This is a genomic window from Leptospira fainei serovar Hurstbridge str. BUT 6, assembly GCF_000306235.2.
In the GTDB taxonomy this organism is placed as follows: Bacteria; Spirochaetota; Leptospiria; order Leptospirales; family Leptospiraceae; genus Leptospira_B; species Leptospira_B fainei.
On the sequence record NZ_AKWZ02000010.1, the window covers coordinates 1024930 to 1050297 of the forward strand.

Here is a 25368-nt window from a genome sequence, read left to right on the forward strand (position 1 = left end):
CGATTCTCTTTGTGATCATATTATTGCTTCAAGTAGACCTCTAGCGCGGAGATTTCTTCATCGCTAAATGGAAACTTGGTCATCAGCTTACTTTCTCGTTTCGGCTTATAACCTTGCGGATACTCTCCGTCCCGAATCCGTACCTTTAACAGTTCAAACGTAGAATTTGCAACTGAAGGTCCAACCGGTCCATCCAACTTCGGATTTTGGTTGTGACAAGCCGTACAATTCGCGATATAAATCCCTTTTCCTTTTGCCGATAGTTTTTGTTCCGGAGAAAGATTCTCTTCTCCTTTACAACCGATAAAAAAAATCATAAGAGAAAAACTAAATATGCCGGCAAAAAAAGAAAGGCGGTTAAAACCGCCCCTCATTTTACCGAACCCGTTGTTATGGGAACGATTCATTTTATTCATCCTTACGCGGTCAGTAACGCTTCCATTAAAAGATAGGTGACTAACGAGAAAATTACACCGCTCGTGATCACGGCTTTTACCGATTTAATCGGCTTTACAGTCTGACCGTTTTGATCCGCTACCAATGCGTTCACTTCGAAAATCAGAATAATGAGCACGATTATTCCTAAGAAAAGTCCCAGTTTATTCGGGCTATAAGCTAACGGAAGATTTCTTGCCGCTCCCATCGCAAATAACATCGGAATCGAAAAGAGAGTATTGGTTCTAGACGCTACGAATGCACGATTTGCGTTCGGCGCGGGATCAACCGTCGTTTCACCTTTCGCCTTTGCGATAACTACTTTCTGATTCGGCCAAATTACGAACCAAACATTGGCCCACATAATGGTACCGAACACGGCGCCTACAAGAATTACGACCACCCACTGCGAATTATGCGGGATCCCGTTCGCGAGAGCAAGGGCTATCATTATAATTCCTGAAAGGAAAGTGATCATCGCTCCCCATCGGAACCACCAGAGTGCCCTAGGGACAAGTTTTTGAGTCGCGTTTTTTTTCGTTTCCGCATCAGTTTCGTTGAAAAAAGGTCCTTGGACGAAATTGAAATAGTACAACATTCCAATCCAAGTAATACCCGCTAAAAAGTGGATATATTTGACTATAAAATAGAGACCCTGTTGGGTAAAGAGGGCGAGTTCCATGATTCCTCCGCTCACAGTTCAAAAATTTCAAGATTCAGTTGGAAAACCGAACCCTTCATAGATTCGTTTCAAAAGAAGCTAAGTCAAGCAGTTTTAGAAACTTTCTAAATTGAAATCCTTTCCAATGTGAAAGGATCAGCGGGAACCGTTTGCGTTCGAAATTCCGAAATAGCATATGAATAAGGACTAGCGCAATTTTTCATTTCTTCCCGCCTAAGTCCTGCACAATTGCCCTTTCGAACGCCGAGACGAAACTCGGGGAATCCTCTTCTTCTTTCGATCTAAACGGTAGGAACCGCTCCCGCAAGATTTCAGATTCGGAGGTTAAAGTTACCTTAGTTCTGCGCCCATTTCGATGCGTAATTGATACGAACTTATTCCCTCCGTTTCCTTCGGAGCCGTTAACCAAAAGTTCAAAATAATTTTCAAAATATTCCTGCATATTACCCGGAATAAAAATATTTACGAAGCCGGGAGGAAAAATTGAAAGAAACCTTCCGCCGACTTTTGTCTCGGGAATTTTCGTAAATTGTCCCGAAACTGAATCCGTTTTTGAGCCTCTAGTAAAACGAAGAGAGTAACCTAACCCTCTAATCTCGATCTTTAGACCGAACGTACTTAGAGTTAAGTAAAATCGCGCGTGAATACTTTTGGGTTTTGCCCAATACCCCTTGGGTGAATCAGGGATATTAAGATAAATCGTTTTTCCTTCGTTATAAATTTCCCAGCCGTTGGAAAACCCTCCGGGTTGAAACAATTGCAAACGGAAGGCGGCTTGCTCTAAACGTTTTCCATATTTTTGATATGCCAAAGGAAAATTCTCTTTCGTCTTAGCGGAGACAGTATAAGAGAGTGTGATCGTCTTTTCATCCCGGACCATGTCGCACTCTAGATTTGCACAAAGAAATTCCTGGAGAGCGGAGACCTTCGCCAAATCGCTCGCTAGTGGATTGCGGATATGATCCAGAAAAGATTCTATATGGGGTAGCACATCGATAACGCTTAATTCCGGAGAAATCATCTCGGTAACTCTTTTAATTTTATAAATCGGATGTTCCCTGAAATAATGTTTTCTTGCCTCGACGAAAATACCGTAAGGTGCATCCGGCGTTACCGTCGGCGGAAAACCGAGCATGTCCGGCCGATAAATTTGACCCTCTTTAACGAGACGCATTCCCATCGTCAAAGAATCGCCTGTTTGAACGAACTCGTTTTCATCCGAGGGTTCGGGATTTCCGTACAATATACGACTTACGGATCCTTCTTTAAAATCTTTCCGAATCGAATCTTGGTATCTAAAATAATTTTCAAAATATTCCGCTGCTATTTTATCTTTTTGAACGCAGCCGAAAGATAGCGTAATGATCGGAAGGAAATATAGAAATTTCATTTCCGTCCTTTTAACCTATCTTTTTTAACGAACTCGAAGAGTCGCTTAACGGTAGAATCGTCTACCGCAGTAAAGTATTCCTTATGAATTAAGGATCCGTTTCTCGAATATATTCTCAGAAAAGATCTACCATCCTGCAAGCCCTCCGAAAGAGACCCTTTTTTATCTAACAATATGCTCTCATAATCCTTTTCCTTTTCTCCGGAAATATAATCAAGAACCTGCTTTGGAGCCAATTGGAGATTTAAGTATGCCAAAAATTCGACACTATCATCGTCCGATAACAGCGTCTGCATCTTCCAGTATATCTTCCTTCCGTGTTTTCTACAAATTACAATATCGTGAAAGCCGCAGCCTAGAAGGAAGAATGTCTTACCGCTGAGCGAATCCGAGGAAAATTTTTTTCCATTTTGATCTTCTAGCGAAAATCTCGGGATGTTTCCTTCTGAGGAAAGAAGAGCAGGAAAAAGCAAAGCTAACCAAACGGCCTGGCTAGCTATCCTGAGCAGTCGATTTAGCTTCGAGCGAAACACTGTTTTACTTTGACAGAAGGTCTTTTTCAGACGTTCCCGAAGAATTCGGATTTGAAAATTTTTTTCCTGGACGGATTACTTGCGGTGCAGCCTAAAAATGCCGTCCCAATCGTTTGAAGGGACTTGGTTTAAAAATAATTTGGTTCTTTTAGCGTATAAACGAACTACGCTATCCAGCGGCTTTTCCTTATATAATTCGCGGAAAATCGAAAAGGCTTCCTTAAAATTTCCGACTTTATATAAAATAATCCCTTCCGTAAGTTTTGATCTTGCTGCATCTTTCCATTCTGCAAGTTCGGGAGGATCAGCTTCATAAACTTCGTACAATATAACCGGCTGAGTCTTACCTTTAACTATGACCGTATCGATTTCTCTGGCTCTAACATCTGAAAGAAGGTTTAAGCGCAGATAAGTATGATGAGTGATCAGAATTTTTGTCTTATAAAAAGTCGTTAAATTCTGAACCCTTGATGAAAGATTTACCGTATCACCTACGACAGTCGTATCGATTCTTCTTTCACTTCCGACCGTGCCAAGAATCAAGGGTCCGGTATTAATTCCGATCCCGAGATCCGCCAGACCGTTTTCACCGTTATCGATCGTCCCGACGAAGCGAACCATATCGATTGCGGATTGAAGAGCATTATCCGCAGAATTGAATCTTTCTTTTTCGGCACGTTCGCTATGGTCTGAAAATAAGGCGAGGATAGCGTCGCCGATATACTTATCGACAAAGCCCGCATTCTTATAGATAATATCCTCGAAACCGGAGAAATATTTATTTAAGTATTTTATATTCTCGTCCGGGGTTAGCCGTTCGGAAACGGATGTGTATCCTCTCAAGTCCGCAAAAAATACTGACATTGTCTTTTCACGCGAATCCCCGATCTTGATTTCGACCGGACTTCTTCGATCCAAAATAGAAATAAATTCGGATGGAACGAAACGGTAAAAAGCGTCTCTCTGCTGAGAGATTTCCAAGTTTAATCTCTGAGATTCCCGGTAAAGACTTACGTATCTCGATACCAACAGACTAATAATGATTATGATGAATGTAGAGTAAGCGATCTTAAAATACGGGTAATGAATACCGATTATTTTATATATCGCGTCCAACGTATCCCAAATGCCAAAGACAACGCAGATGCAGATTCCTGTAGCTAGTTTAATAGAATCAGGCTTCTTTCTTTGAATGGCTTGAAAGGAAAAAAACAAAACGTACAATAACATCGGAATCAGCAGAAACTGAAACAGCCGAAGAGTAGATAAAAGAAATTCAAAAGGAAGAATCCAAGTGGCGATAAAGAAAATCGCGCTTGCGGCGCAAAATATACGAATCGTCCAAAACTTTCCTTCTTTTTGATAGAAAAAATCTTTTATGAATAACATAAAAAGGGGAACGATCGGCATCAGACTGGAAAATTCCAGTCTATAAAAATAATTCGTGTCCGGACCGCCAGGTAAATTAACGAATTTATGATATATATGGTACGAAGTGGAATAAAAATAGATCGATGATAAAAGTGAAAAAAACCCGAAATATAAATAATATAGATCTTGTCTTCGAGTTACATAGAATAGTACGTGATAGAAACCGAATATAAAATAGATCCCGAATAAAAAGATATCCAAGTATTCAGATGTGGAATCATATATCTCTTCCAAAGTCGAAATTCTAAACCCGCTGGCATGATAGAATCCGAAGTGATCGTTTGGCACGTATTTCGTGAGGGGAGCTTTTCCTAGGAATGTTATCTTTATTTCATTTTTCCCGGGTTTCAGAATGCCGAAGCCGAGCGGAATAATTAACCCTTTTAAAGATCGTCTTTTAGAGATATCCCCGTCGCCCGCTTCGAACCGTTCCTCCCTAAGCAAAATCCCGTTAAGTTCGATGGACCAGTTTTCTCCTATATCAGGTAGGTAAATTCCTGAGGGAACTTTTATGAGCTTTTCATCCTTATCAAGTTCGAAAGCGGCTTTCACCTGCACTTTATGAAGCCCCGAGTCCGGTTCAATAGGGAATATTTTTGTAAAAGCGAGAGGAAAAACAGATAACTGAATCCCGCCTTGACTTGAAGTAGGAATCTGTTTTTTCGATTTTGTTGAAGCGGTCGAAACCGACTCCGGCTCTTTTGGTTGGGTAATCCAGACTCCTTCCCACTTTAAAGTTCCTAAATCAACGAAAGAAGGATAATCTTTTCTCCGAGCACAACCGGATTGTGCGATCAATAAAATAAGCAGAAGAAGGAATGTTAATCTACGGAAAATGAATTGGCCCAAACTAGGGACCTCACATAACTAGCTCGTCTTCTCCAGCACGAGCCACAACGATATCTCCGGATTCTTCCAGTTTACGGATAATATTTATGATCTTTTGCTGAGCGTCTTCCACGTCTTTGATTCTGATCGGCCCCATGAAATCCATATCTTCTCGCAATAAGTTTGCCGCACGTTTGGACATGTTCTTAAAGATCTTTTCCTGGACCTCCGTATCGACGGACTTAAGCGCCTTTGCCAGATCCGAGTTGTCAACTTCTCTCAAGACCTTTTGAATAGCACGGTCGTCGAGAAGAACGATATCTTCGAAGACGAACATCCTTTTTTTAATCTCTTCCGCTAACTCGGGATCTTCTTCTTCCAACGCTTCGATAATGGTCTTTTCCGTTCCCCGGTCGACCAGGTTTAGAATTTCAACGACAGAGTCGATACCTCCCGCCGAAGTATAGTCTTCGCTGGCGAGAGTGGATAGTTTCCGCTCCAGAACCCTTTCTACTTCCCGTAATACGTCGGGAGAAACACGGTCCATCGTGGCGATTCGTTTTGCGACTTCCGCCTGAATCGTATGAGGTAGATTGGAAAGAATATTCGAAGCCTTTTGCGGATCTAAATAAGAAAGAATAAGTGCGATGGTCTGAGGGTGTTCGTTCTGAATGAAGTTTAAAAGATGCTGAGGATCCGTTCTTCGAATAAAGTCGAAGGGGCGAACTTGCAGACTCGAAGTTAGCCTATTGATAATGTCGATCGCCTTCTGATTTCCTAAGGCTTTCTCCAAAAGACCGCGGGCAAAATCGATACCTCCGTTCGAGATGAATTCCTGAGCCATCATAAGCTCGTTAAATTCTACGAGAACTTTCTCTTTATCTTCGGGAGTGATCTTATCCAGTCGGGCGATTTCAAACGTGATTTGTTCGATTTCGTCTTCTCTAAGATGCTTAAAGATTTCTGACGATACGTCGGAGCCTACGGCAATTAAAAAGATAGCCGCTTTCTGTCTGCCTGTTAGCGTAGTCTTCTTATTTAGCACTGTCTCGGTTCCTAAAAGATATTATCGGCAAAAGCGAGTATTTTCAAGGCAAAGATTTTTCTTATGGAATGGCTTGCCAAGAAGACATAAATGGAACATTCTGGGAAGTAGCAAATTGTAAGGATTTCCTGCCTTGAAAACAAAAGTCTACGAGTACAAAAACTGTAGTACGTGCAGAAAAGCTCTAAAATATCTGGAATCTAGAAAAGCCGACTTTGAAGCCTTGCCGATCCGCGAAACTCCCCCGAAGAAAGCGGAATTGAAGAAGATGTTGGGTTATCTAAACGGAGATTCGAAGCGTTTATTTAATACTTCCGGGGGAGACTACAGAGAATTGGGCCTGAAGGATAAGCTATCCAAAATGAGTACCGAGGAGCAATTCGATTTGCTCTCGAAAAACGGGAATCTTGTAAAGCGCCCTTTTGTACTTGGCGATACTTTCGGTTTAGTCGGTTTTAAAGAGGACGAATGGAAAAAAGTATTCGGATGATCCTAAAATCGCAGGACCCTGCGACGAGTTCCAATAGTACCCGAAATTTTTAATATAGGACCTAGGTTTCAGTCAATCTCCGAATGAAACCTAGGTCCTATAAAATCAGTCTATCTTCCTACCGAACTCATCATTGATTCGGGATAACGCAAACCGAATGCAGCCCCATTAGGCGCAATCGAATCGATGCGTTTCAAATCTTCGTTCGACAAGATTATTTCCGCTGCCTTAGTATTCTCCTCAAGATAGGATCTACGCTTCGTGCCCGGAATCGGAACGATATCTTTGCCACTAGCGAGAACCCATGCCAGAGCCAATTGTCCCGGAGTAACCGACTTTTCTTTTGCGATTTCTTGAATCTTTGCGACCAGATCCAGATTTTTTTGAAAATTCTCCCCTTGGAAACGCGGTGAAAACCTTCTATAATCCGTCGGGTCCAAATCTTCAAATTTCGTAATTTGCCCAGTCAAAAAACCCCTCCCGAGCGGACTGTAAGCGACAAACCCGATTCCAAGTTCTCTACAAGCATTCAGCAATCCGTCTTCAGGATCTCGACTCCAAAGGGAATATTCCGTTTGGAGCGCTGAGATCGGATGCACTTTAGAGGCCTTCCGGAGAGTATCGATGCCTGCTTCGGAAAGACCAAGATATCTGATCTTTCCTTCCTTTACTAACTCCGCCATCGCACCAACCGTCTCTTCGATCGGCGTATTCGGATCCACTCTATGCTGGTAATAAAGATCGATATAATCGGTACCTAATCTTTTTAAGCTAGCTTCGCAAGCTTGCTTAACGTATTCGGCTTTCCCATTGATTCCTCTTTTTTGCGGATCATTGGGATCTCTAACGATTCCGAATTTAGTAGCAAGAACTACTTTGTCTCTCTTACCACGAATCGTCTTACCTATCAATTCCTCGTTGGTGTAAGGACCGTACATATCCGAAGTATCCAGGAAATTGACTCCCAAATCCAAAGCCCGGTGTAAAGTGGCGATAGATTCCGCATCGTCTCTTTTTCCGTAAAAGTCGGACATTCCCATACAGCCTAATCCGATTTCGGAAACCGTAAGACCGTTTTTACCTAATTGCCTTTTTTGCATGACCTCTCCCAGCACCGACGGCACGTAGAGAATTCGGGAGAATAATTAGAGATTCATCACTAAGTCCATTCCCTTTCCTTCACGTGTGATCACAATTCCGTCGCCGGTGCAGTCCAGAATTGTGGAAAGTTCTACCTGGAATATACCGCCATCGACAATTCCATCTACTCGGCTTCCGTACTCCTCCTCCAACATCTCTACATCGATAATGAACTCATCTTTTATGAAGACGGAGGTCGATGTCAGTGGATTCGGATGAATTTCCATCAAGGCTTGAAGATATCTCGAATCCGGAATGCGAATCCCGATATTTTTATCCTTTTGGTTGGTAAAAGAAACCCGAGGAAGATGTTTATTCGCCTTCACTATGAAAGTGAACGGTCCGGGGGTAATCCGCTTCATTAGACGGAAAGACTCGTTGGAAAGTTGTTCTATGTAATGCGAAGCCACGGAAATACTGGGACAGAGCAAAGATAGAGGTTGATTTTTGGGAATATTTTTTAGTTTATAAAGCTTCTCCACACCGCTATGCGATTGAGAATCCGCAATCAGACCGTAAACGGTATCCGTTGGAAATATATAAACACCCCCCTCGGACAGTCTGTGCGAAACTTGTCCAAGGATCCTTTTTTCCGGATTTTCGGGATGTATTGATAAAATCATATTATAGAGGTTACGCCCCCATCTACTACGATCGTTTGTCCGGTCACATAGGCAGCCGCATCGGAGGCAAGATAAAGCGAAGCGCCGACCAAATCCTCCGGTCTACCCAATCGAGCCATCGGAATTCTTGCTCTCATTTGAGCCAATACTTCCGGTTTCTCCTTGATCATCTCCGTCATATCCGTATCTATAAATCCCGGACAAACCGCGTTTACTCGATAACCGGAACTTACCCATTCCACCGCGAGAGCTCTGGTCATGTTTATCACCGCACCTTTAGTCCCGCAATAGACAGAGGCAAATTTTGTTCCGCGAATTCCCAGAACTGACGCGATATTTATAATATTTCCGCCCTTCTTTTTATGTATTTTATAATATGCCTGACAGGAGCGGAAAACACCAACAAAATTAGTCTGGGTAACGTTTTGAATATCTTCCTCCTTGAAAAAGCCAGCCGGTAAATTCGTGGCGACCCCTGCGTTATTAACGAGAATATCCAATTTTCCGTGTTTCTTAACTATTGACTCAATGACCGGATCCATTGCTCCAATTTCCCGAATGTCTGCAGGGAATCCTTCGATACCCGACCCTTCCAGTCGTTTAACCGATTCCACGGAGGATCCCGTGCCGTAGACTATGGCTCCTGCATCCTTGAAACCTTGCGCAATTTGTCTCCCAATTCCGCGGGTAGCACCCGTTACTAAAACCGTTCTTCCACTTATATCGAATATGTTTCTCAAAATTTTGCTCCGCCTGTTTCTTTGTTTGGTTCCGAATAATTCACTTTTGGCCTTCCGTCTCCCTCTACAGGACTGCAAGGATGTTCAGATCTTCTATAGTCGGCTTTACGGCCTGCCGCAATATCATACCGTTCGAATAATTTTTTCGAATCAAGTCGCATATTATTTCCGTAATCTGTTCGAGTATCCCGATCTAATTCCCGCTTTTTGGGAAGCGGTTCTAAAGGATCAATGGGTTCCTTTGAGGGTTTTGCATATTCTCGAATCTTATATTCGTCTTTTAAAACGCCTCGATCGATATAATGGCTATAACCTTCGTATTCCTCGTGAAAAGGATCGCAGTCCGATAGATCCGGAACGACCTTCACTTTTCCGCAAAATAAATCCAACCAATTACATGTTTTTTCAAAGGTAATATTTCTAAAATTCTGCAGATTCATCCCACGACAACCGGGTAATATCACAGAGAGAAAAAACATTAATAATATATTAATTATATTTCTATGAATTTTCATCTTAACGGCATTCCGATATTTAAAGCGGACGAAGAAAATTCATTTCTTACCCGCTTCCGTTCCGGACGTCGCTTTTGCACCAGGCGCGTCGCCCTGTTTTGTTTCCGAAGGCAGAGATCCTTTTCTCTGCTGATAAATTTTCCGAATGGCATCTTTTTCTTTCCTGCGATGAACTTCCTCGGATTCGGTCAGCACTTCGAGACAATCGTCCCAATATTTTACTTCGTCAGAACTAAGATAATCCGTCTCTAGAACTCGATTTTTGGAAAGTTTTGCTTCGGACTCCAATTTTCCTTCCTTCGATTTTTCCAGAAGAATCTTCGCTTTATAAAGTTGGAGCAGGCCCTGCTTAGCAAAATAAAGACCTTGTCCCTGATTACCGGAATCCCGCTCGCCTTTCCCCGCAAGCCAAGTGTCTCGAAAAATTTGAAGATGCTTCTCCATGACTGGAACATACTGCCGCCCTTCCGCATCCTTGTTTATTTTTAAGTCCACGATTTTCGGCTGCAGTTCCTTTTCTAGTGCATCCGATTTTGCCAAAACGTCTTTAGATTGAGCTTCCGCTATCTGATCTAATTTACCTTTCAGCGCTTGGAATGACGTAGAAGCCGATTCCCATTCCCCTCTTTGAAAGGTCGATTCGGCTTTAGAGTATTCCGATATGAGCGCGTCCCATTCGTTTTTTCTTCCGAAATTCAATAAAGTAGTACGCAGGTAACGAAGCACTATCCAAGATCTTTTCCTAATTGAATAGGCTCGCGATTTCGGATCTATATTCGGATTATTAACAGATGGAGTAGCCGAATCGGAAGAGTGTTTATTGTTTTCATCTTTCGAATTCGCAGCCGTTACCGTTTGAGCGTTTGACTTCGACGGGAATCCCAAGGTTAACAGTAGAATAAATCCGATCGAAAATGATTTTAGAGATATTCGAAGGAAGCGTTTCATCATTGCAATCCGTTCGTCCAGTGATATCGGGAAAAGGAGTGCCTGGCAAGGCTTTTCTTGAAACATGGATGAATGCTGATCTTACGTTCCCGATCACCCAGAAGGCGCGAAGTTTTCGATGCTCTCGGACTCTTATATTCCGTCGATGCATACGACATCGACGAATCCTCGTTTGAAAGGGAAGACTCTCTCGAATACCTAAAGAGAATTACGATCGCCAAACTAGGTCCAGGTCTCCGAAATACTTTGGATGTCCAAGTATCGGCCGATACGATCGTCGTTCGCGACGGCGCAATTCTTCAAAAACCTTCTGACGAAGCAGATGCAATTTCAATGCTGTCCAGTTTAGTAGATCGTAAACATCAAGTTTTTTCAGGTATGGCGATCCGAAATCGAGACCGGGAGATTTTTGATTATGACGTCTCCGAAGTTTTCTTTTTGCCCTGGAATCAGGATGAGATTCTAGACTACGTTCGAAGGAATAAACCTTACGATAAGGCGGGGGCGTACGGCATTCAAGATCCGGGCAGCCCGGTTCGATCCTTTACCGGATCTTATACAAATATTTTAGGTTTCCCAATTCGAAAGTTTTTCCAATATCATTCGATTTGGGCTGATTTTTTAGGAAAGAAAGGATAGTCGTGAGAGAAAATAGTTGGAGTTAGACGTAGAAATCGACTAAACGGCCTTTCGCAGAACTAGATTCTTCCGTTTTGCTAGCTCCCTCGGGCCCATAAAATTTTAGATTCTGACCTAAGTTTGAAAAATCCTTCTGCTTAATAGGATCTACGGGTGGAACAATCGTCCGATTTAAAATCGGCTTCACATATGTAAGAACTTCTTCCGGATAGGAAATCCTCTGTATTCCGTCGCTGATTTTCATACTTCTTCTGAAAGGAAAAGAATAGCCTCTTCATATACTATATCGGCGCTAAAGTGTCCGGGCTTTAGACGGATTTCCGTGATCATGCGCTTGACTCGCCCGAATTTGCCTGCAAAATGCTTCTGTGGCGTCCAGCACTCGCGAATCTTTTAGCCCCTCTTACGAAAATCTCTTAGATTTCCTTCACAAAGCAAAGGGTGGAATCGAAAAGCTACCTCAAGTACTCTTCGTCGTTTCCGAGGATTCGTACGAATTCGGATTAGTTAGCGATCTTTACAGGGAGGCATTTCGGAAATCAGGGGATGCCTTCGAAGTAGTGGTTTTCGTGTCCGAGCCGGGAGACCTGGAAGCGTTTCAAAACGAAGCTATGAATTTGGATATGTTCGCGGCCCGTAAATTGTTCGTGATTAAATCCGGAACCGATTTTTTTAAACCTCTATTAGGAAAAGGTAAATCGAAGCTCGGAGTCAAAACTCAGTTTTCTTCTTTACCCGAATCGGTAAAAGTACTAGTTCATTATGATCATTGGGACATCTCAAAAGAATTGATTTCGTTATTCGGGCAGGAAGCGAAGTATTTCAAATCCGGAAAAATCTATCCTGATAAACGAAGAGATGCTGTTCTTAGAGCTTGTAAAGAAGCCGACGTAAGGCTCGACGATCAAGCGGAAGAAGAATTTATCCTGAGAGTAAATCCAAGCGCCGGCTCTTATTTAAAAAACTTGGAAAAGCTGCGACTTTATTTAGGAAAGAAATCCTTTAAACTCGAAGATCTAAAGGAAGTATTATTTCAATCCTCAGAGTTTAGTGCGCCTGAAATTCTCGATTTCTTTTTTGAACGGGACTCTTTGCGATTTGCAAAGGAGTTTTCGAAATTTAAAATCGGGAAGGATTCGCTTTTACTATTCCTTTCGTTATTAAAAGACCACACGGATAGACTCCGAAAGTTTAAAGTGATTTCGCGCCATTATGAAAACGTTCTCTCCGAAAAGGAGCAATCTGATTTGCTAGAAATGCAAAATTATTCGCCAGGCAGAAAGAGCCATATGCTTCGAAGACTGCGCAAAGAGAATTCCGCTTTCTCCGATAAAGACATACTCGAACTCTACGAATTTATCACCGAGATCAATCGGAAGATAAAAACCGGCGCCGAAAAGGAAGACACGGTGTATTATTTTCTTAGGAGGGTGGAGAATTTTTTTCGTCGTCAGGATCGTACAGTTCAAATTCGGTAATCTTTCTGTAGATTGTTCGCTCCGAAATCCCCAGTATTCTCGCTGCTTTCTCTCTATTTCCGTTTACGAGTCGTAAATTCTTTCTGATAATCTCTCTTTCGTAATCCCTTAACGGAATTCCGGTGCGAACTTCCAATCCGTTTTCGTTTCTATACTGTGTCTCGAATAACTCCGGAGGAAGATGTTTGAGGTCCAGAGTTTTAGTATTATGCATAGAAACCATCCCTTCCAAGAGATTGCGAAGCTGATGCAAATTTCCCGGATAATCGTATTCGAGGAGGAAGTTTCCAAGCTTTTCAGAAATTTTAATACTCTTACGATTGTATCTTCTACCGACTTCTTCTAAAAAGAAACGAACTAGCGGCGGAATATCCTCCTTACGATCGCGCAAACAAGGTAGTTGCACTTGTAAAGTCTGGATTTCCAGCAAAAGAGATTCCTGCAAAATTCCTTGACGAACTTTTTCATTGAGTGAGGGAGTTTCTGCTAGAATGTACCTATTTCTTCCTTTTTCGGACCGGATTTTTTGCAGAAGTCGAACTTGATTATTATTTCCTAATTTTGAAAAACCTTCGATCAAAATAAGATTTCGATCCTTTCCTTCAAGATTGGAGAAAATTTCGGTCGCCTCCTGTTCCGATTCCACTAATCCAAAATCAACCGACAGAAAACCGGGAAATTGCGATTTTGAAAGAGAATGAAATAGTCTTCCTATATAACTTTTCCCCGTACCTGCTTCTCCCAAAACGAGCACAGGCAGTTCGGAAGCCGAGGTTTGTCGGATTCTATCTAGAAGTTTCTTTGTTACTGGCGACAGGGCAACGAATTCAAAATCTTCCATTGGCTGTATCAGGGACGGGAGAGTTCCAAGATTTCCCCCCGCACCAAACAATCGAATTTTGATTTCTCCGTATTCTGAAAATAATTTCTTACAGTCGAAGGATCACAATCCAATGTCTTTGGTGGGGAATAGGGATACGCCTCTACCGATTCCGGTAGTACTTCGACCCCTTCCGATGAGAATGCGGAAGAAAGAAAGGTAACTTTCCATACTCCTTTTTTACCTTCAGACAGTTCGAAAAAAGTGGGAAATTGCATCCAAAAAGCCTTACCTTTCGTTTTTATTAGCGCTTTTTTACCCGAATTGGCAACTTGATCCTTAGCGGAATTTGAGACCGATTTAGCGAATAGCAGCGAAAAATTACTGCGAACCGGCTCTGATGAGATAACTTTTTCATTTCGAATTTTTTCATAAATCTCGGAAAGAGCCCAGGGATTTAAAAACTCACCGGCCAAATAAGAACCGCTCATCTCAACTTTTTCCAAAACAGATTCATCGATTTCAGCGCTCGGATCTAAAACCTGCTGTGTTGTGAACAATCTTCCGCCTTGAAAGACCAGAGTTTTGGAGTCTCTTGGTGTTACGATTCGTTGGAAATACGTAACCTCTCTGAACTCGGCACCCCGACTTGTCGCGTCCTTATGCACCCTTCTTGACTCCGGTCCGGAATATGCGGAATAAAGAATAGTCACTTTAGACCCGATTTGTTTAAGAGCCTCGATCGCTGCGGGGTAACTACTGTCGTTTTTTCCTTCTTTTGCATTGGTCAGTATGATTACGGATAAATCCGGTTTGGTTCCCATTTTATCTTCAGAAACCAGAATTCTGCGCAATCGAACTAAGGAATTACCCAGATCCGTCGTCATGGATTTGCCCGTAGGCTTCCAATCCTTCCATTGGTTTCTTAATTCCGTTCGAGAAGATTCCGGAAAAACCTTAGAGAAACCTCCTTCTCCGAAAACTGCTAAGCGAAATCGGGTTTCGGGTCGCCAAGAAAATGCATCGATCTGAGACATAAATTCCTTTCGTTCCGGTGCAAAGGAAAACGAACCATCCACTAGAAATATCTGTATCTTAGGCGTATTAATCTTCTTGTTAATAAGCTCTTTAATCCGCTTTTTAGGAACGAATGGGAAGGATTCCTGGGTTAACTTCTCGTATATTTCAAACAAATCTCGCTTACCGACCGAAGAAAATTCTTCCCATCGAGATAAGTTACAATCAAAGACAAATCGATCGATTCTGATCTTGGTTTGGATCTCGACGTTGTCTCGCACGACATAGTCTGTCTTAAATCGCAAGCACGCTTCGCGAAATTGATCTTTTGATAGCTGCGCTCGCAGATATTCTACGGCATCCGGATCTTTTTGATCTCGAAATGTATCTCTAATCTTTACCAAATAGGCTTTACTTGCATAGAATTGGCCTAATCTAGACAACTCGAATGGCTTTTCGCCCGTTCCCTCTATTGATTGAGGCGCAATTCCTTCCCAATGCCCAGGAAGAAATGCAATCGTCGTCGCTATTGCGTCGCTAACCGGAAGTATTAGCAGAGTAGCGCAAATTATGCAGAAATTTTTTGACAATTGTGCGCTGCGAAGAAATTTTTTATTCCTTAGTTCACTAGAAAAAATAATTTTAAAACATTTCATTAAAAATGGTTGCGGAATCCGTTTAATGGATATATTCCTCAAAACCATCTGATCAAGGAGAAAATGATGATCAAGAAACTAATCGCTATTTCACTAGCGGCTGTACTCTTCTCCTATTGCGGGCCTAACACTGCGCAAAAGGATGCTACCTCTGTTGGTGACGGCGGATGGTCTTTCGAAGGTTGGGGCGGACCCCCTGAGCAAAGAAACGACGGGAAAACTCCAAAGGACACCAATCCAAAAGATTATTACTACATGAAGTTTTCTTCTCGCGCATCCGCTAAGGCTGTTGCTAAGAAGAGCCCGGCAATGATGCAATCCACTTGTCGTGAAGCTTCTCGCCTTCAAGGCGCTTCCGATGTAGTTAAGAAAATGGTTGGTGAGACCGTTGAATCTGCTTCCGGAGTATCTGACGGTGAAGCTACTGCGAACGTAATCGTTTCGCAATCAGCTGGTATCGTTAAAGGTGTAGGGGTTTACGAGTGTAAAGCTACTGGCGCTGGTTCCGATCCGAAAGACGTTTCTAAAGACAACTGGGAAGAATGTCAGTGTGTTATCTACGCTAAGTTCCCAGGCGGCCGCGACGCTCTCGTTGCGAAAGCTCAAGAAGTTGGTAAATAAACACTATCTTCTTTAGGTTTTTAACTTACCTATAAAGGAAAGCCTCACCGTAAAAAGTGAGGCTTTTTTTATACTAAGAGATAGAAACTAAGGCGCTTGATTATTGTTCATTCAATGTTAATCCGTATTCGGTAGCTATCGCATTCGCATCTTCCAGGAATTGATCTCCTTTTTCCGCCACCGACTTAAGCAACTTCATTGCAGACGATTTCAACTCTTCCTGCTTTGCAGTTTCCGAGGTTTTTGCCGACTCGATTAACTTTGCACTAGCGCTTCTCAAATTACGTAAACTGTCTCCTAATAAAGGGTCTTTGGAAATATTAGGTGAAGCAGGTTGAATCCAGACGTCGTGAATATCCGTCAGCTTCCCGCCTTTTACGATGGATCCGTAGCAGCGCACCTTAGCGAAATCTCCGCTGGCTTCAACTTCCAAACAATACATACCGCGCTGTAATTTGCCCTTTGAAGGAGAAGTCAGAGAATTTTTCGCAAATGTCTGATCTCCTTCCGAAACTACGAAAAGAATTGCATCGAAGAAATTTTTCGCAGGAGCAAATCCTTCCTTATTATCAACCGTCTTTAATTTTAAATATTCTGTGACGATCTTATTGCCTTTCTTATCCGTTTCCTCATGGGTTACGATTTCAATTCCCGAAACTTCTTCCATTCCGTAAACGAGCGATGTCTGATCCGCCTTGCTTGTACTGCCCGGATTCTTATAAATCCATTGATCCCAGCCGGAATATTTAGTACCAACAATTTGGTTTTGTTGAGAAGGTATTTCTTTTTTACAAGCGGCGAGAGTAAGAATGCTAAAAACGGCAAGAGCACCCAGAATATTACTCGTTATTTTCATTTGGTCTCATACTCCTTTATCGAAGTCATAATGAAGTCTGAGCAAAAATCCCTGTCAACCTCATTCCTGGGGCGGCTATGTTCGATAAAATGAAATCGTATCGATCGATTTTTACGTAATTAGAATATAAGGTGCGAACTAGTAATAGATTCGAAGTGTTCGGAAGAAAATTAAGCGACGGAAGTCTTTATGAAAGAAGATTCCAATGTTAAAAGTAAACTTTGTATTCTCTCAAAATTTTCTTCCTTCAACAATTCAACTCGGACGGGATGAAAATGTTCCTTTCCTTGAAAATATCGAACGAGATGTTTTCTAAACAAAATTACGCCGAACTTTTCTCCGAACGTTTCTATCATCAGTCTCAAATGGATCAACGAAACACGCACCGATTCTGCAATATCCGTATTCTGCCGATCTATACCGGAAAATATCCAAGGATTTCCTATCGAGTTTCGACCGATTAAAACTCCGTCGACTCCATAGGCGTTTTTTTTATGCAACGCATCCGAATAGGAAACTACATCTCCGTTACCGAAAATCGGAACGCTTCTAGCCGCTTTTATATCGGCAATCGCATCCCAGTCGGCTTTTCCGGAATAACCCATTTCTTTCGTACGACCATGAACTGAAATAGCTTGCACACCGGATTCTTCCAGAATACGAGATACTTCCATATAATTTCGGGAAGTATCATCCCATCCTAATCTAATCTTAGCCGTGACCGGGACATCCAATGATTTACGCAATGCTTCGATGATTTTTCCCGCGTAGACGGGTTTTCTCAGCAGACCAACCCCGGATCCTCGCATCGACACGTTCTTAGTCGGGCAACCCATATTCAAATCTATAATATCCGGATTCAGTTCCCGAATTCTCTTGGCTGCTTCGACTATAATTTCCAACGTGTTCCCGAAAATCTGAAAACTTACCGGCCTTTCTTCTTCACGAAACCGTAATAAAGAAATCGCTTTCTTGGAGCCTACCGCCAAATTATCGGTCGATACAAATTCAGTATAAGAAAAAGCGGATCCGAAACGTCGCGCCATCGTCCGAGTCGGACTATCGCTAATACCGGCCATCGGCGACATAGCGAGCCATCCCGGAATTTCGACGGACCCGATACGGATCATTTTTCCTTGCTTTCACCGATTACGGTACAATCTTGAACTCGATCGTTGTCTTTAATGTCGACCACCCGAACTCCGACGGCCGTACGCCCCATTTTGGAAATCTGATTTGCTTCCGTCCGGATAACCATCCCTTGCTGAGTGACCAGGATAATCTCGTCATCCGCCCCGACGGAACTGACCCCGACGGCCGAACCGTTCTTTTCTCCAACCTTTAGGAAGGCCATTCCCTTGCCACCGCGTCCTTTGGTGGAGAACTCTTCGAAGCCTAGACGCTTTCCGTAACCGTTCTCTGAGATGACGAAAATATCATCGCCTTCGACTACTTTAGAAAGACCTACAATCGCATCGTCTCCACCCAATCGCATACCTGTTACGCCCTGTGCAGCTCGACCCTGAGCACGAATAGTATCCATTTCTATCCTCAGGGCCAAACCTTTCCTGGAAAAAATCATCACATCGTCGCCTTTTATGACGGACTCAACCGTAATCAACTCGTCTCCATCTCGAAGGCCGATTGCAATAATTCCGGATTTTTTTACGTTTCCGAATTCCGACAGCTCGACGCGTTTAATAAAGCCTCTGCGTGTTACTAGCAACAGATCCTTTCCTTTATCTTCATCCCGGAAAGTGAATACGGAAGATATATATTCGCTTTCGCCAAGACCGATGATTGCCTTTAAGGATTTACCACGCGCTTCTTTCGAGGCTTGCGGTAGCTCGTAGGCCTTCATCATATAGACTTTTCCGATGTTGGAAAAGAACATAACGCTATCGTGAGTCATTGCCGACCGCATGATTTTTACGACATCGTCTCTTTTCTGAGAAAGGCCCTGGATTCCTTTTCCGCCCCTACGTTGACGCTTAAACGTGTCTATCGGTAAACGCTTAACGAATTGATCGTAAGTTATCTGGATGACGATTTCTTCATCCGCTATCAAGTCCTCCGCATTGAAGGTCGACGACTCGACGCTTTCCAAACTAATTTCAGTCTTTCTTTTGTTTCCGAATTTATCGGAAACTTCCTGCAATTCCGTGCATACGATATCGGAAACTCTTGCCGGATTGGATAAAATATCTTTCAAATCCAATATTAGTAACCGAACTTCTTCCAGTTCATCGATAACTTTTTGAACTTCTAAAGACGTTAATCTTTGAAGTCTCATCTCCAAAATAGCATCCGTCTGAACGTCCGATAATACGAAGCGTAACATCAATTGTTCTTTCGCTTCGGCGGCGTTCTTGGAAGCCCTAATGACTTTTATGACTTCTTCTATATTTTCGAGGGCTATTTTCAAACCTTCCAAAATATGTGCGCGCTTCTCCGCCTTATCAAGATCGAACTGCGTTCTTCTTACTATGACTTCTTTTCTGTGGATCGAATAAGCGACTAAGATTTCTTTTAAGTTAAAAATCTTGGGCTTATTGTCCAAAATCGCAAGCATAGTAATCCCGTAGCTTATCTGAAGCTGGGTTAATTTAAGGAGCTGGTTCAATATGACTTGCGCGTTTGAATCTTTTTTACAATGAATCTCGACTCGGATTCCTTTTCGATCCGATAGGTCCAAGATTTCCGATATTCCCTCGATTTGCTTTTCGTTGACTAACTCGCCGATTCTTTCAAGAAGAGTTCGCTTATTAACTTGATAAGGAATCTCGGTAACGACTATAACCTCTCTACCTTTTTTATTCTCCTCTATCTCTACCTTGGAACGAATACGGATCGAACCGCGACCCGTATGATATGCCGAAAGCAATCCTTCTCCGCCGATGATGATTCCACCTGTTGGAAAATCGGGACCGGGCATAATCTTAAGCAATTCCGGAATCGTAATATCAGGGTTTCGAATCACGGAAATTACCGCTTCGATCGATTCCTTTAAATTGTGCGGAGGAATGTTAGTCGCCATCCCGACCGCAATTCCGGAAGATCCATTGACCAATAAATTCGGAAAATTAGCCGGAAGAACATCCGGTTGTTCTTTTGTATCATCAAAGTTCGGTGAAAAGTTGACCGTTTCTTTTTCGATATCACGCAAAAGTTCTTCGGCTATTTTTTCGAGTCGCGCTTCGGTGTATCGATACGCGGCAGGATTGTCTCCATCGATCGATCCGAAATTTCCTTGGCCGTCGATTAACGGAACTCTCAGTGAAAACTCCTGAACCATTCTCACAAGAGCATCGTAGACGGCACTATCGCCGTGAGGATGGTAATTACCGATAACCTCCCCGACAATTTTTGCGCATTTTACATAAGGTCGATCGCTTCTCCAAGCTCTCTCATTCATAGCGTGAAGAATTCGTCTGTGGACAGGTTTGAGTCCATCGCGCACATCGGGAAGAGCCCTGCCCACAATTACGCTCATCGCGTAACCTAGATAGGCCTCCTTCATTTGATCTTCTATTTCGACCGGAATCACCCTCACGCCGTTCTTTAGCGCTTCGCCTATATCAGGCCGTGACGAGGGACTAAACCCTAGGGTTTTTACTTCATTTTCCATCTCTTGGCTCATTCGCTTTTAGAGCTCCTATCTTTCTATATATCAGAGGTCTAAGTTCGCGACTTTCGCCGCGTTTACCTCTATGAACCTACGTCTTGGGACTACTTCGTCTCCCATAAGAATATTAAAAGTATCTTCCGCTTCGACATAATCATCTAGTTTTACTTTGAGTACCACGCGTCTTTCGGGATCCATAGTCGTTTCCCAAAGTTGTTCGGGATTCATCTCGCCGAGTCCCTTATAGCGTTGAATCACTGCTTTATCGGTTCCTATCGTTTTTAGATATTCTTCCTTTTCTTTATCGGAATATAGGTACGTAGCCGTCTTTCCGTGTTTTATTAAATACAAAGGAGGTTGCGCTACGTATAAAAATCCTTTCTCGATAACCGCTTTCATATAACGAAAAAAGAATGTAAGTAGGAGAGTCCGAATATGCGATCCGTCTATGTCCGCATCCGTCATAATGAAAATTTTATGGTAGCGGATCTTATCTACGTTAAATTCATCTTCTCCAATCCCTGTTCCGAGAGCCGAGACTAATGTTCTGATTTCTTCGTTTCCTAAAATTTTATCGAGCCGCGATTTTTCAACGTTAAGAATCTTTCCTTTTAGCGGAAGAATTGCCTGGTAGTTTCTATCTCTGCCTTGTTTAGCGGATCCGCCTGCCGAATCTCCCTCTACAATATACAACTCGGAGCCAGCTGGATCTTTTTCGGAACAATCCGCTAATTTTCCCGGAAGTCCCCCGCCTTCAAGAACGGTCTTTCTGCGCGTTAAGTCCCTTGCCTTTCGCGCAGCCTCCCTCGCTTTAGCTGCAAGAATACATTTTTCTAATATTTTCTTAGTGACTGAGGGATTTTCCTCGAAGAAAAGAGACAGCCCTTCGCCGGTCAAAGTCTGCATGATCCCTTTTATCTCCGCATTAACCAATTTTTCTTTCGTTTGTGAATTAAATTGAGGCTGAGGAATTTTTACGGAAATTACAGCGGTTAATCCTTCCTTTAGATCGTCACCGGATAACCCGGTCGGTTGCTTTTTTACAAGCTGTTGATCTTTTTTTAGGAAATCGTTTAGAGTTCGCGTTAAGGCGGCTCTAAATCCTTCCAAATGCGTTCCACCGAGGCTATTGTTTATATTATTCGTAAAACAGAATATATTTTCCGAATACGTGTCGGAATATTGAATTGCAATTTCGGCGACTACGTCGTCCTTATTCCTTTCGAAGTGAATCGTTTTATGCAGCGGATGTTTGTTTTCATTCAGGTACTCTACGAAAGATACGATTCCACCATCGAATAGAAAGTCGTGCTCTTCTACTTCCGCCTTCCTTGTATCCTTAACGATAAGTTTCAAGCCCTTGTTCAGAAAGGCAAGCTCCCGAAAGCGAGCTGTTAGTACGTCATACTGAAATTCGGTCGTGGTAAAAATCGTTGCGTCCGGCTTAAAACGGACAACGGTTCCTCTTGCTTCAGAATCGCCGATGACTGTTACAGGGCCCTGTGGAATACCTTTCGCATATTTTTGATAATGTATTTTCCCGCGTTGGTATACTTCTACTTCCAACCATTCCGAAAGAGCATTGACGACGCTGACCCCGACCCCGTGCAAACCGCCGGACACTTTATAAGCATCATTTTCAAATTTCCCACCAGCGTGAAGAATTGTCATTACGACTTCGATGGTGGATATGTTTTTATCGGGATGAATGGCAGTCGGAATTCCTCGACCGTCATCTCTAACTTCAATTATATTATCGGGTAAAATGGAGATGGTTATCTCCGTGCAATGACCGGCCATTGCTTCGTCCACAGAATTGTCTACAACCTCATAAACCATTTTATGAAGGCCACTTTCATCCTGCGTTCCTATATACATCCCAGGACGTTTGCGGACAGCTTCCAAGCCTTCTAAAATTTTAATTTGGCCAGCGCTGTAACTATTGTCTGTTTGAGTCACCTTGGTCCTCCAGGATCTAGGAATAGTTTTCCCGAAAACGCTAAGGACGCAAGGAAATTCGCTTTAATGCTAGGAAAGATTAAACCTTATCAAAGGTATTCAATCAGCTCTAAAAGGCGTTTTCTCGCATCGGGATCCGCTTCCTTTTCGGCGATTGCGAGTAAGTCTTCTTTGCCGATCATTCCGTTACTAACTCGTTCTATAACCGTCGATTTTTTCACGTTTTTTGATAAGTTGCCGACGCGAACTTCCAATTTGCGTAAGATTTCCCGACCTAAGTAACGCTTTGACTGGGAAAGAATTCGGTGCTTTAAAAAGAGGAGCTCTTGTTTATAAGCCGCATGTGAAACTATTACGATTAACGTTTCTCCCGAAATAGCGGACGGCTCAGATTGATTGGCAAAGATTGGGCCTACTATATCTGACCATCTTTGGGCAAGAGTTCGCAATGAAATTTGTGTGAATAGATTAGCTTCAGTCCAACCGAGGTTTTCGAGAAGGCTTTTGAACTCGTCAATTTCTACTTTATCTGGTTTACCCGGTTTATCCATCGATCGCTTGAACCTCGCCGTTCCTTACTAGAAAAACTTGCTTTCGATCCTGCAAACGCCCCACATAATCCGAAATCCCTTCCAAATCAGTCGTTGTAAAAAACGCTTGTCCGGCGTTCAAAACAAGTTCGACAAAATATTCTCTTCGTTTAACATCCAATTCGCGAATGACGTCATCTATCAAAAGGACAGGCGTAATTTTTAAAAACTTTCTATAATATTCGAAAGACGCGGCTTTTAAAGAAATAACAGTACTTCTTTTTTGTCCTTGGGACGCAAAGTCCGTAATATCCATATCCTTCGCTCCGATGAACAGATCGTCTCTATGAATACCGACAGAAGTATAACCTAGTCTTTGATCTCTAGATAGATTTCGAATGAGGAGGCTTTCAAATTCTTGTTCGTCGTGAAAACTAGGTTTATATCGTAGTTGAAAATCGTCTTTTCCGCCGCTCAACTGGGTTAAATTAGTCTGATAGAGAATATCCAACTCTTGAATTAGATTCTTTCTCTTGCGATGTAAAATCCCTCCTTTCGCGACTAATTTCGAATCCCAAACCGAATAAAGACCCGCATCTCGAGAGCCGGATTTTAAAAGAGCGTTACGATGCTTAAGAATTTTATTATACTCGATAAGATCATCCAAGTATGAACGATCAAAGGAAGATAAGAAACTATCCAAAAATCGTCGACGTTCAACCGGACCTCCTTCCACAATTTGCAAATCAAGCGGGGTCATTAGGACCGTTATGAACTTTCCGACCAAATCCGACCTTTTTTTAATCTCTTCCTGATTGAATTTTAATTTTCTGCGAATAGCGGGCTTTTTAGAATATCCGATTTCTATAATATCTTTTTTACGATCCGATTCGATCTCGGCTTTTATATAAAAGCTATCCTCGTTCCAGCGAACTAAATTTCCGTCTTCGGATTCTCGAAAGCTTTTTAGCCAAGAGACGATAGAAATGGCTTCTAAAAGATTCGTCTTTCCTTCCCCATTTTCCCCCACAAAAAAAATCAGCCTGGAATCGAAATCCAAGCTGATACTTTCGTGATTTCTAAAATTGAGAAGCCTCAGGCTTCGTAAAAACATTCTACTTACGGCTTATATCTTCATCGGCATGATCACCGAAATAAAGTCCGGATCCGAAGGATCCTTGAAAACTACCGGAGAGCTTGAGTCGCTGAATTCAATTCTAAATTCGTTATCATCGATCGACTTGAATACGTCCGAAAGATATTCTCCTTTAAAAGCGACGGTAATTTCGTCACCGGAGTAATCGATCGGCATGTTGATACTGACTTCGTTGACGCCTTGGGTTTGTGCGTAGAAGTTTAAATTGTCCTTCGAAAAAGTTAATCTTACTTGCCTAGTCGGTTCTTCCGCTGCGATCAATGCCTGGCGTAAATAAATTTGAAAATTTTCCTTCGGAATTAATGCGAAGAATTTGGAGCTTTTAGGAATAACTTGTTCATAATTAGGAAAATTTCCTTCGATCAATTTACACAATAATTCAATATTATTCGCGTTCACATAAATTTGATTATCAACGATCCCTATTTTCCCTGATTCCGCGGTTGTAATCATTTTCGATATTTCTCGAATCGCTTTTGCAGGAATAATTACGGCTTCCTTAAATTTCAAGGGCGACGGCAAATTTCTCTCAATCTTGCAGAGCCTCCTGCCGTCAGTCACCGCAAAAACTAATTTATCTTCTTTTGGAACCATATAAAGTCCATTAAAGATATATCGTTGATCTTCGTGGGCAATCGCATATCCGGTCTTTCGAATCATCTCTCCGACAAGCGCTGTCGGAAACTCGGAGATAATAGAAGGATCCACTTTTGAAATGGTTTTTATTTCTTCGGCATCCATTCCATTTAGTTTGGTTTTATAATCGTTCTTTTTTGTCGCATCAGTTATATAAGTTATACTCGAATCGGTTTCGGTATCATTCTTGGACAGCAATGCTTCCTCAAAATGAATCGTTTTAAAAATACTAGACAATTGTTTTGCCGGTAAGGATATGCTTCCTGACTCCTGAACTTCTGCACTTAAGGAAGTCTTAATAGATATTTCCAGATCGGTTGCAGAAATGGAAACCGTCGATCCTTCCGCTTCTAATTTAAGATTTGATAATATAGATCTGATTTCGCGGGCGGATATTACGCCCTCTACGGCATGAATTGATTTTAGGAATTCTGATGTGTTTACTTTTATCTTCAATTTCCTGACTCCTTTTTCAAAATATAGTAAGCTATATATAAGGTTATTATATAAGTACTGTTGTTGTACTTGTACCTGTAAGTATGTAAAAAACTATGTAGCTTTAGAGAATAGGGAAA

Annotated in this window: 25 protein-coding genes; 4 read left to right on the plus strand and 21 right to left on the minus strand. The window is 42.2% G+C overall.

The annotated features are described in order from the left end of the window. Window positions 1-20: 20 nt before the first annotated feature. From LEP1GSC058_RS13980 to fliG, 6 genes are all read right to left on the minus strand, one after another. The gene (locus LEP1GSC058_RS13980; protein WP_016550206.1) at window positions 21-407 is read right to left on the minus strand and encodes a c-type cytochrome; all 387 of its coding nucleotides are present in this window, start codon (window positions 405-407) and stop codon (window positions 21-23) included. 11 nt (window positions 408-418) lie between these two features. After that, on the minus strand, window positions 419-1117 hold the full coding sequence (locus LEP1GSC058_RS13985) for a urate hydroxylase PuuD (RefSeq protein ID WP_039948401.1): 699 nt from the start codon (window positions 1115-1117) through the stop codon (window positions 419-421). Window positions 1118-1316: 199 nt separating this feature from the next. Beyond that, window positions 1317-2507 (minus strand): LIC10025 family lipoprotein, encoded by a 1191-nt coding sequence (locus LEP1GSC058_RS13990; RefSeq protein ID WP_016551008.1) that lies wholly within the window; start codon window positions 2505-2507, stop codon window positions 1317-1319. Beyond that, window positions 2504-2803: a hypothetical protein gene (locus LEP1GSC058_RS20525; protein WP_232224695.1), complete on the minus strand. Its 300-nt coding sequence runs from the start codon at window positions 2801-2803 to the stop codon at window positions 2504-2506. The genes LEP1GSC058_RS13990 and LEP1GSC058_RS20525 overlap by 4 nt, the downstream gene beginning before the upstream one ends. Before the next feature lie 312 nt (window positions 2804-3115). Next, the gene (locus LEP1GSC058_RS14000) at window positions 3116-5320 is read right to left on the minus strand and encodes an adenylate/guanylate cyclase domain-containing protein (protein ID WP_016549494.1); all 2205 of its coding nucleotides are present in this window, start codon (window positions 5318-5320) and stop codon (window positions 3116-3118) included. 10 nt (window positions 5321-5330) lie between these two features. Next, window positions 5331-6344 (minus strand): flagellar motor switch protein FliG, encoded by a 1014-nt coding sequence (fliG, locus tag LEP1GSC058_RS14005; RefSeq protein ID WP_016550410.1) that lies wholly within the window; start codon window positions 6342-6344, stop codon window positions 5331-5333. A gap of 133 nt (window positions 6345-6477) precedes the next feature. Between fliG and LEP1GSC058_RS14010 the strand changes: the two genes are divergently transcribed. Further along, the gene (locus LEP1GSC058_RS14010; protein ID WP_016549714.1) at window positions 6478-6834 is read left to right on the plus strand and encodes an arsenate reductase family protein; all 357 of its coding nucleotides are present in this window, start codon (window positions 6478-6480) and stop codon (window positions 6832-6834) included. Between the two features lie 110 nt (window positions 6835-6944). Here the strand turns inward: LEP1GSC058_RS14010 and LEP1GSC058_RS14015 are convergent, their stop codons facing one another. From LEP1GSC058_RS14015 to LEP1GSC058_RS14035, 5 genes are read right to left on the minus strand one after another with little or no spacing between them, the layout of a single operon-like run. Continuing rightward, window positions 6945-7934 carry an aldo/keto reductase gene (locus tag LEP1GSC058_RS14015; RefSeq protein WP_016550400.1) on the minus strand — a complete coding sequence of 330 codons (990 nt, stop codon included), beginning with the start codon at window positions 7932-7934 and terminating at the stop codon, window positions 6945-6947. A gap of 45 nt (window positions 7935-7979) precedes the next feature. Continuing rightward, window positions 7980-8597: an L-threonylcarbamoyladenylate synthase gene (locus LEP1GSC058_RS14020; protein ID WP_016549653.1), complete on the minus strand. Its 618-nt coding sequence runs from the start codon at window positions 8595-8597 to the stop codon at window positions 7980-7982. Next, the gene (locus LEP1GSC058_RS14025; RefSeq protein WP_016549759.1) at window positions 8594-9337 is read right to left on the minus strand and encodes an SDR family NAD(P)-dependent oxidoreductase; all 744 of its coding nucleotides are present in this window, start codon (window positions 9335-9337) and stop codon (window positions 8594-8596) included. Before LEP1GSC058_RS14025 ends, LEP1GSC058_RS14020 begins: the two co-directional genes overlap by 4 nt. Continuing rightward, a complete protein-coding gene (locus LEP1GSC058_RS14030) occupies window positions 9334-9852 on the minus strand; it encodes a hypothetical protein (RefSeq protein WP_016550711.1) in 519 nt (172 codons plus the stop codon). The genes LEP1GSC058_RS14025 and LEP1GSC058_RS14030 overlap by 4 nt, the downstream gene beginning before the upstream one ends. A gap of 39 nt (window positions 9853-9891) precedes the next feature. Next, complete coding sequence (locus LEP1GSC058_RS14035; protein ID WP_232224697.1) at window positions 9892-10578, minus strand: hypothetical protein; 687 nt, start codon at window positions 10576-10578, stop codon at window positions 9892-9894. 294 nt (window positions 10579-10872) lie between these two features. On the opposite strand from LEP1GSC058_RS14035, the gene LEP1GSC058_RS14040 reads away from it, so the two are divergent. After that, window positions 10873-11439 carry a nucleoside triphosphate pyrophosphatase gene (locus tag LEP1GSC058_RS14040; protein ID WP_016550984.1) on the plus strand — a complete coding sequence of 189 codons (567 nt, stop codon included), beginning with the start codon at window positions 10873-10875 and terminating at the stop codon, window positions 11437-11439. 22 nt (window positions 11440-11461) lie between these two features. Here the strand turns inward: LEP1GSC058_RS14040 and LEP1GSC058_RS14045 are convergent, their stop codons facing one another. After that, window positions 11462-11683 carry a hypothetical protein gene (locus LEP1GSC058_RS14045; RefSeq protein WP_016549383.1) on the minus strand — a complete coding sequence of 74 codons (222 nt, stop codon included), beginning with the start codon at window positions 11681-11683 and terminating at the stop codon, window positions 11462-11464. A gap of 124 nt (window positions 11684-11807) precedes the next feature. Here LEP1GSC058_RS14045 and holA point away from each other — a divergent pair, with 124 nt between their 5' ends. After that, on the plus strand, window positions 11808-12917 hold the full coding sequence (gene holA / locus LEP1GSC058_RS14050) for a DNA polymerase III subunit delta (RefSeq protein WP_016550145.1): 1110 nt from the start codon (window positions 11808-11810) through the stop codon (window positions 12915-12917). On the opposite strand, the gene LEP1GSC058_RS14055 is transcribed toward holA, so the two are convergent. Continuing rightward, a complete protein-coding gene (locus LEP1GSC058_RS14055; protein ID WP_039948402.1) occupies window positions 12862-13758 on the minus strand; it encodes an AAA-type ATPase lid domain-containing protein in 897 nt (298 codons plus the stop codon). The genes holA and LEP1GSC058_RS14055 overlap by 56 nt on opposite strands. A gap of 8 nt (window positions 13759-13766) precedes the next feature. Next, entirely contained in the window at window positions 13767-15344 is a 1578-nt protein-coding gene (locus LEP1GSC058_RS14060; RefSeq protein ID WP_039948668.1) for an LIC10012 family protein, read from the minus strand. A gap of 132 nt (window positions 15345-15476) precedes the next feature. On the opposite strand from LEP1GSC058_RS14060, the gene LEP1GSC058_RS14065 reads away from it, so the two are divergent. After that, complete coding sequence (locus LEP1GSC058_RS14065; protein ID WP_010416525.1) at window positions 15477-16031, plus strand: lipoprotein LipL21; 555 nt, start codon at window positions 15477-15479, stop codon at window positions 16029-16031. A 100-nt stretch (window positions 16032-16131) separates the two neighbouring features. Here the strand turns inward: LEP1GSC058_RS14065 and lenA are convergent, their stop codons facing one another. From lenA to dnaN, 7 genes are all read right to left on the minus strand, one after another. Then, the gene (gene lenA / locus LEP1GSC058_RS14070) at window positions 16132-16887 is read right to left on the minus strand and encodes a lipoprotein LenA (protein ID WP_016550903.1); all 756 of its coding nucleotides are present in this window, start codon (window positions 16885-16887) and stop codon (window positions 16132-16134) included. A gap of 170 nt (window positions 16888-17057) precedes the next feature. Beyond that, entirely contained in the window at window positions 17058-18017 is a 960-nt protein-coding gene (locus LEP1GSC058_RS14075) for a tRNA dihydrouridine synthase (protein ID WP_016550081.1), read from the minus strand. Next, the gene (gyrA, locus tag LEP1GSC058_RS14080) at window positions 18014-20527 is read right to left on the minus strand and encodes a DNA gyrase subunit A (RefSeq protein WP_016550274.1); all 2514 of its coding nucleotides are present in this window, start codon (window positions 20525-20527) and stop codon (window positions 18014-18016) included. Before gyrA ends, LEP1GSC058_RS14075 begins: the two co-directional genes overlap by 4 nt. 30 nt (window positions 20528-20557) lie before the next feature. Continuing rightward, the gene (gene gyrB / locus LEP1GSC058_RS14085) at window positions 20558-22471 is read right to left on the minus strand and encodes a DNA topoisomerase (ATP-hydrolyzing) subunit B (protein ID WP_039948403.1); all 1914 of its coding nucleotides are present in this window, start codon (window positions 22469-22471) and stop codon (window positions 20558-20560) included. Between the two features lie 89 nt (window positions 22472-22560). Then, window positions 22561-23022 carry a DUF721 domain-containing protein gene (locus tag LEP1GSC058_RS14090; RefSeq protein ID WP_016550476.1) on the minus strand — a complete coding sequence of 154 codons (462 nt, stop codon included), beginning with the start codon at window positions 23020-23022 and terminating at the stop codon, window positions 22561-22563. Continuing rightward, complete coding sequence (gene recF, locus LEP1GSC058_RS14095) at window positions 23015-24115, minus strand: DNA replication/repair protein RecF (RefSeq protein WP_016549672.1); 1101 nt, start codon at window positions 24113-24115, stop codon at window positions 23015-23017. The genes LEP1GSC058_RS14090 and recF overlap by 8 nt, the downstream gene beginning before the upstream one ends. Window positions 24116-24127: 12 nt before the next feature. Beyond that, on the minus strand, window positions 24128-25249 hold the full coding sequence (dnaN, locus tag LEP1GSC058_RS14100) for a DNA polymerase III subunit beta (RefSeq protein WP_016550284.1): 1122 nt from the start codon (window positions 25247-25249) through the stop codon (window positions 24128-24130). Between the last annotated feature and the right edge of the window lie 119 nt (window positions 25250-25368).

Coding starts and splice junctions, on each gene's coding strand:
- LEP1GSC058_RS13980 (WP_016550206.1), bottom strand. CDS start 407: ATGAATCGTTCCCATAACAACGGGTTCGGTAAAATGAGGGGCGGTTTT.
- LEP1GSC058_RS13985 (WP_039948401.1), bottom strand. CDS start 1,117: ATGGAACTCGCCCTCTTTACCCAACAGGGTCTCTATTTTATAGTCAAA.
- LEP1GSC058_RS13990 (WP_016551008.1), bottom strand. CDS start 2,507: ATGAAATTTCTATATTTCCTTCCGATCATTACGCTATCTTTCGGCTGC.
- LEP1GSC058_RS20525 (WP_232224695.1), bottom strand. CDS start 2,803: ATGCAGACGCTGTTATCGGACGATGATAGTGTCGAATTTTTGGCATAC.
- LEP1GSC058_RS14015 (WP_016550400.1), bottom strand. CDS start 7,934: ATGCAAAAAAGGCAATTAGGTAAAAACGGTCTTACGGTTTCCGAAATC.
- LEP1GSC058_RS14020 (WP_016549653.1), bottom strand. CDS start 8,597: ATGATTTTATCAATACATCCCGAAAATCCGGAAAAAAGGATCCTTGGA.
- LEP1GSC058_RS14030 (WP_016550711.1), bottom strand. CDS start 9,852: ATGAAAATTCATAGAAATATAATTAATATATTATTAATGTTTTTTCTC.
- LEP1GSC058_RS14040 (WP_016550984.1), top strand. CDS start 10,873: ATGCTGATCTTACGTTCCCGATCACCCAGAAGGCGCGAAGTTTTCGAT.
- LEP1GSC058_RS14045 (WP_016549383.1), bottom strand. CDS start 11,683: ATGAAAATCAGCGACGGAATACAGAGGATTTCCTATCCGGAAGAAGTT.
- LEP1GSC058_RS14055 (WP_039948402.1), bottom strand. CDS start 13,758: ATGGAAGATTTTGAATTCGTTGCCCTGTCGCCAGTAACAAAGAAACTT.
- LEP1GSC058_RS14065 (WP_010416525.1), top strand. CDS start 15,477: ATGATCAAGAAACTAATCGCTATTTCACTAGCGGCTGTACTCTTCTCC.
- lenA (WP_016550903.1), bottom strand. CDS start 16,887: ATGAAAATAACGAGTAATATTCTGGGTGCTCTTGCCGTTTTTAGCATT.
- LEP1GSC058_RS14075 (WP_016550081.1), bottom strand. CDS start 18,017: ATGATCCGTATCGGGTCCGTCGAAATTCCGGGATGGCTCGCTATGTCG.
- gyrA (WP_016550274.1), bottom strand. CDS start 20,527: ATGAGCCAAGAGATGGAAAATGAAGTAAAAACCCTAGGGTTTAGTCCC.
- LEP1GSC058_RS14090 (WP_016550476.1), bottom strand. CDS start 23,022: ATGGATAAACCGGGTAAACCAGATAAAGTAGAAATTGACGAGTTCAAA.
- recF (WP_016549672.1), bottom strand. CDS start 24,115: ATGTTTTTACGAAGCCTGAGGCTTCTCAATTTTAGAAATCACGAAAGT.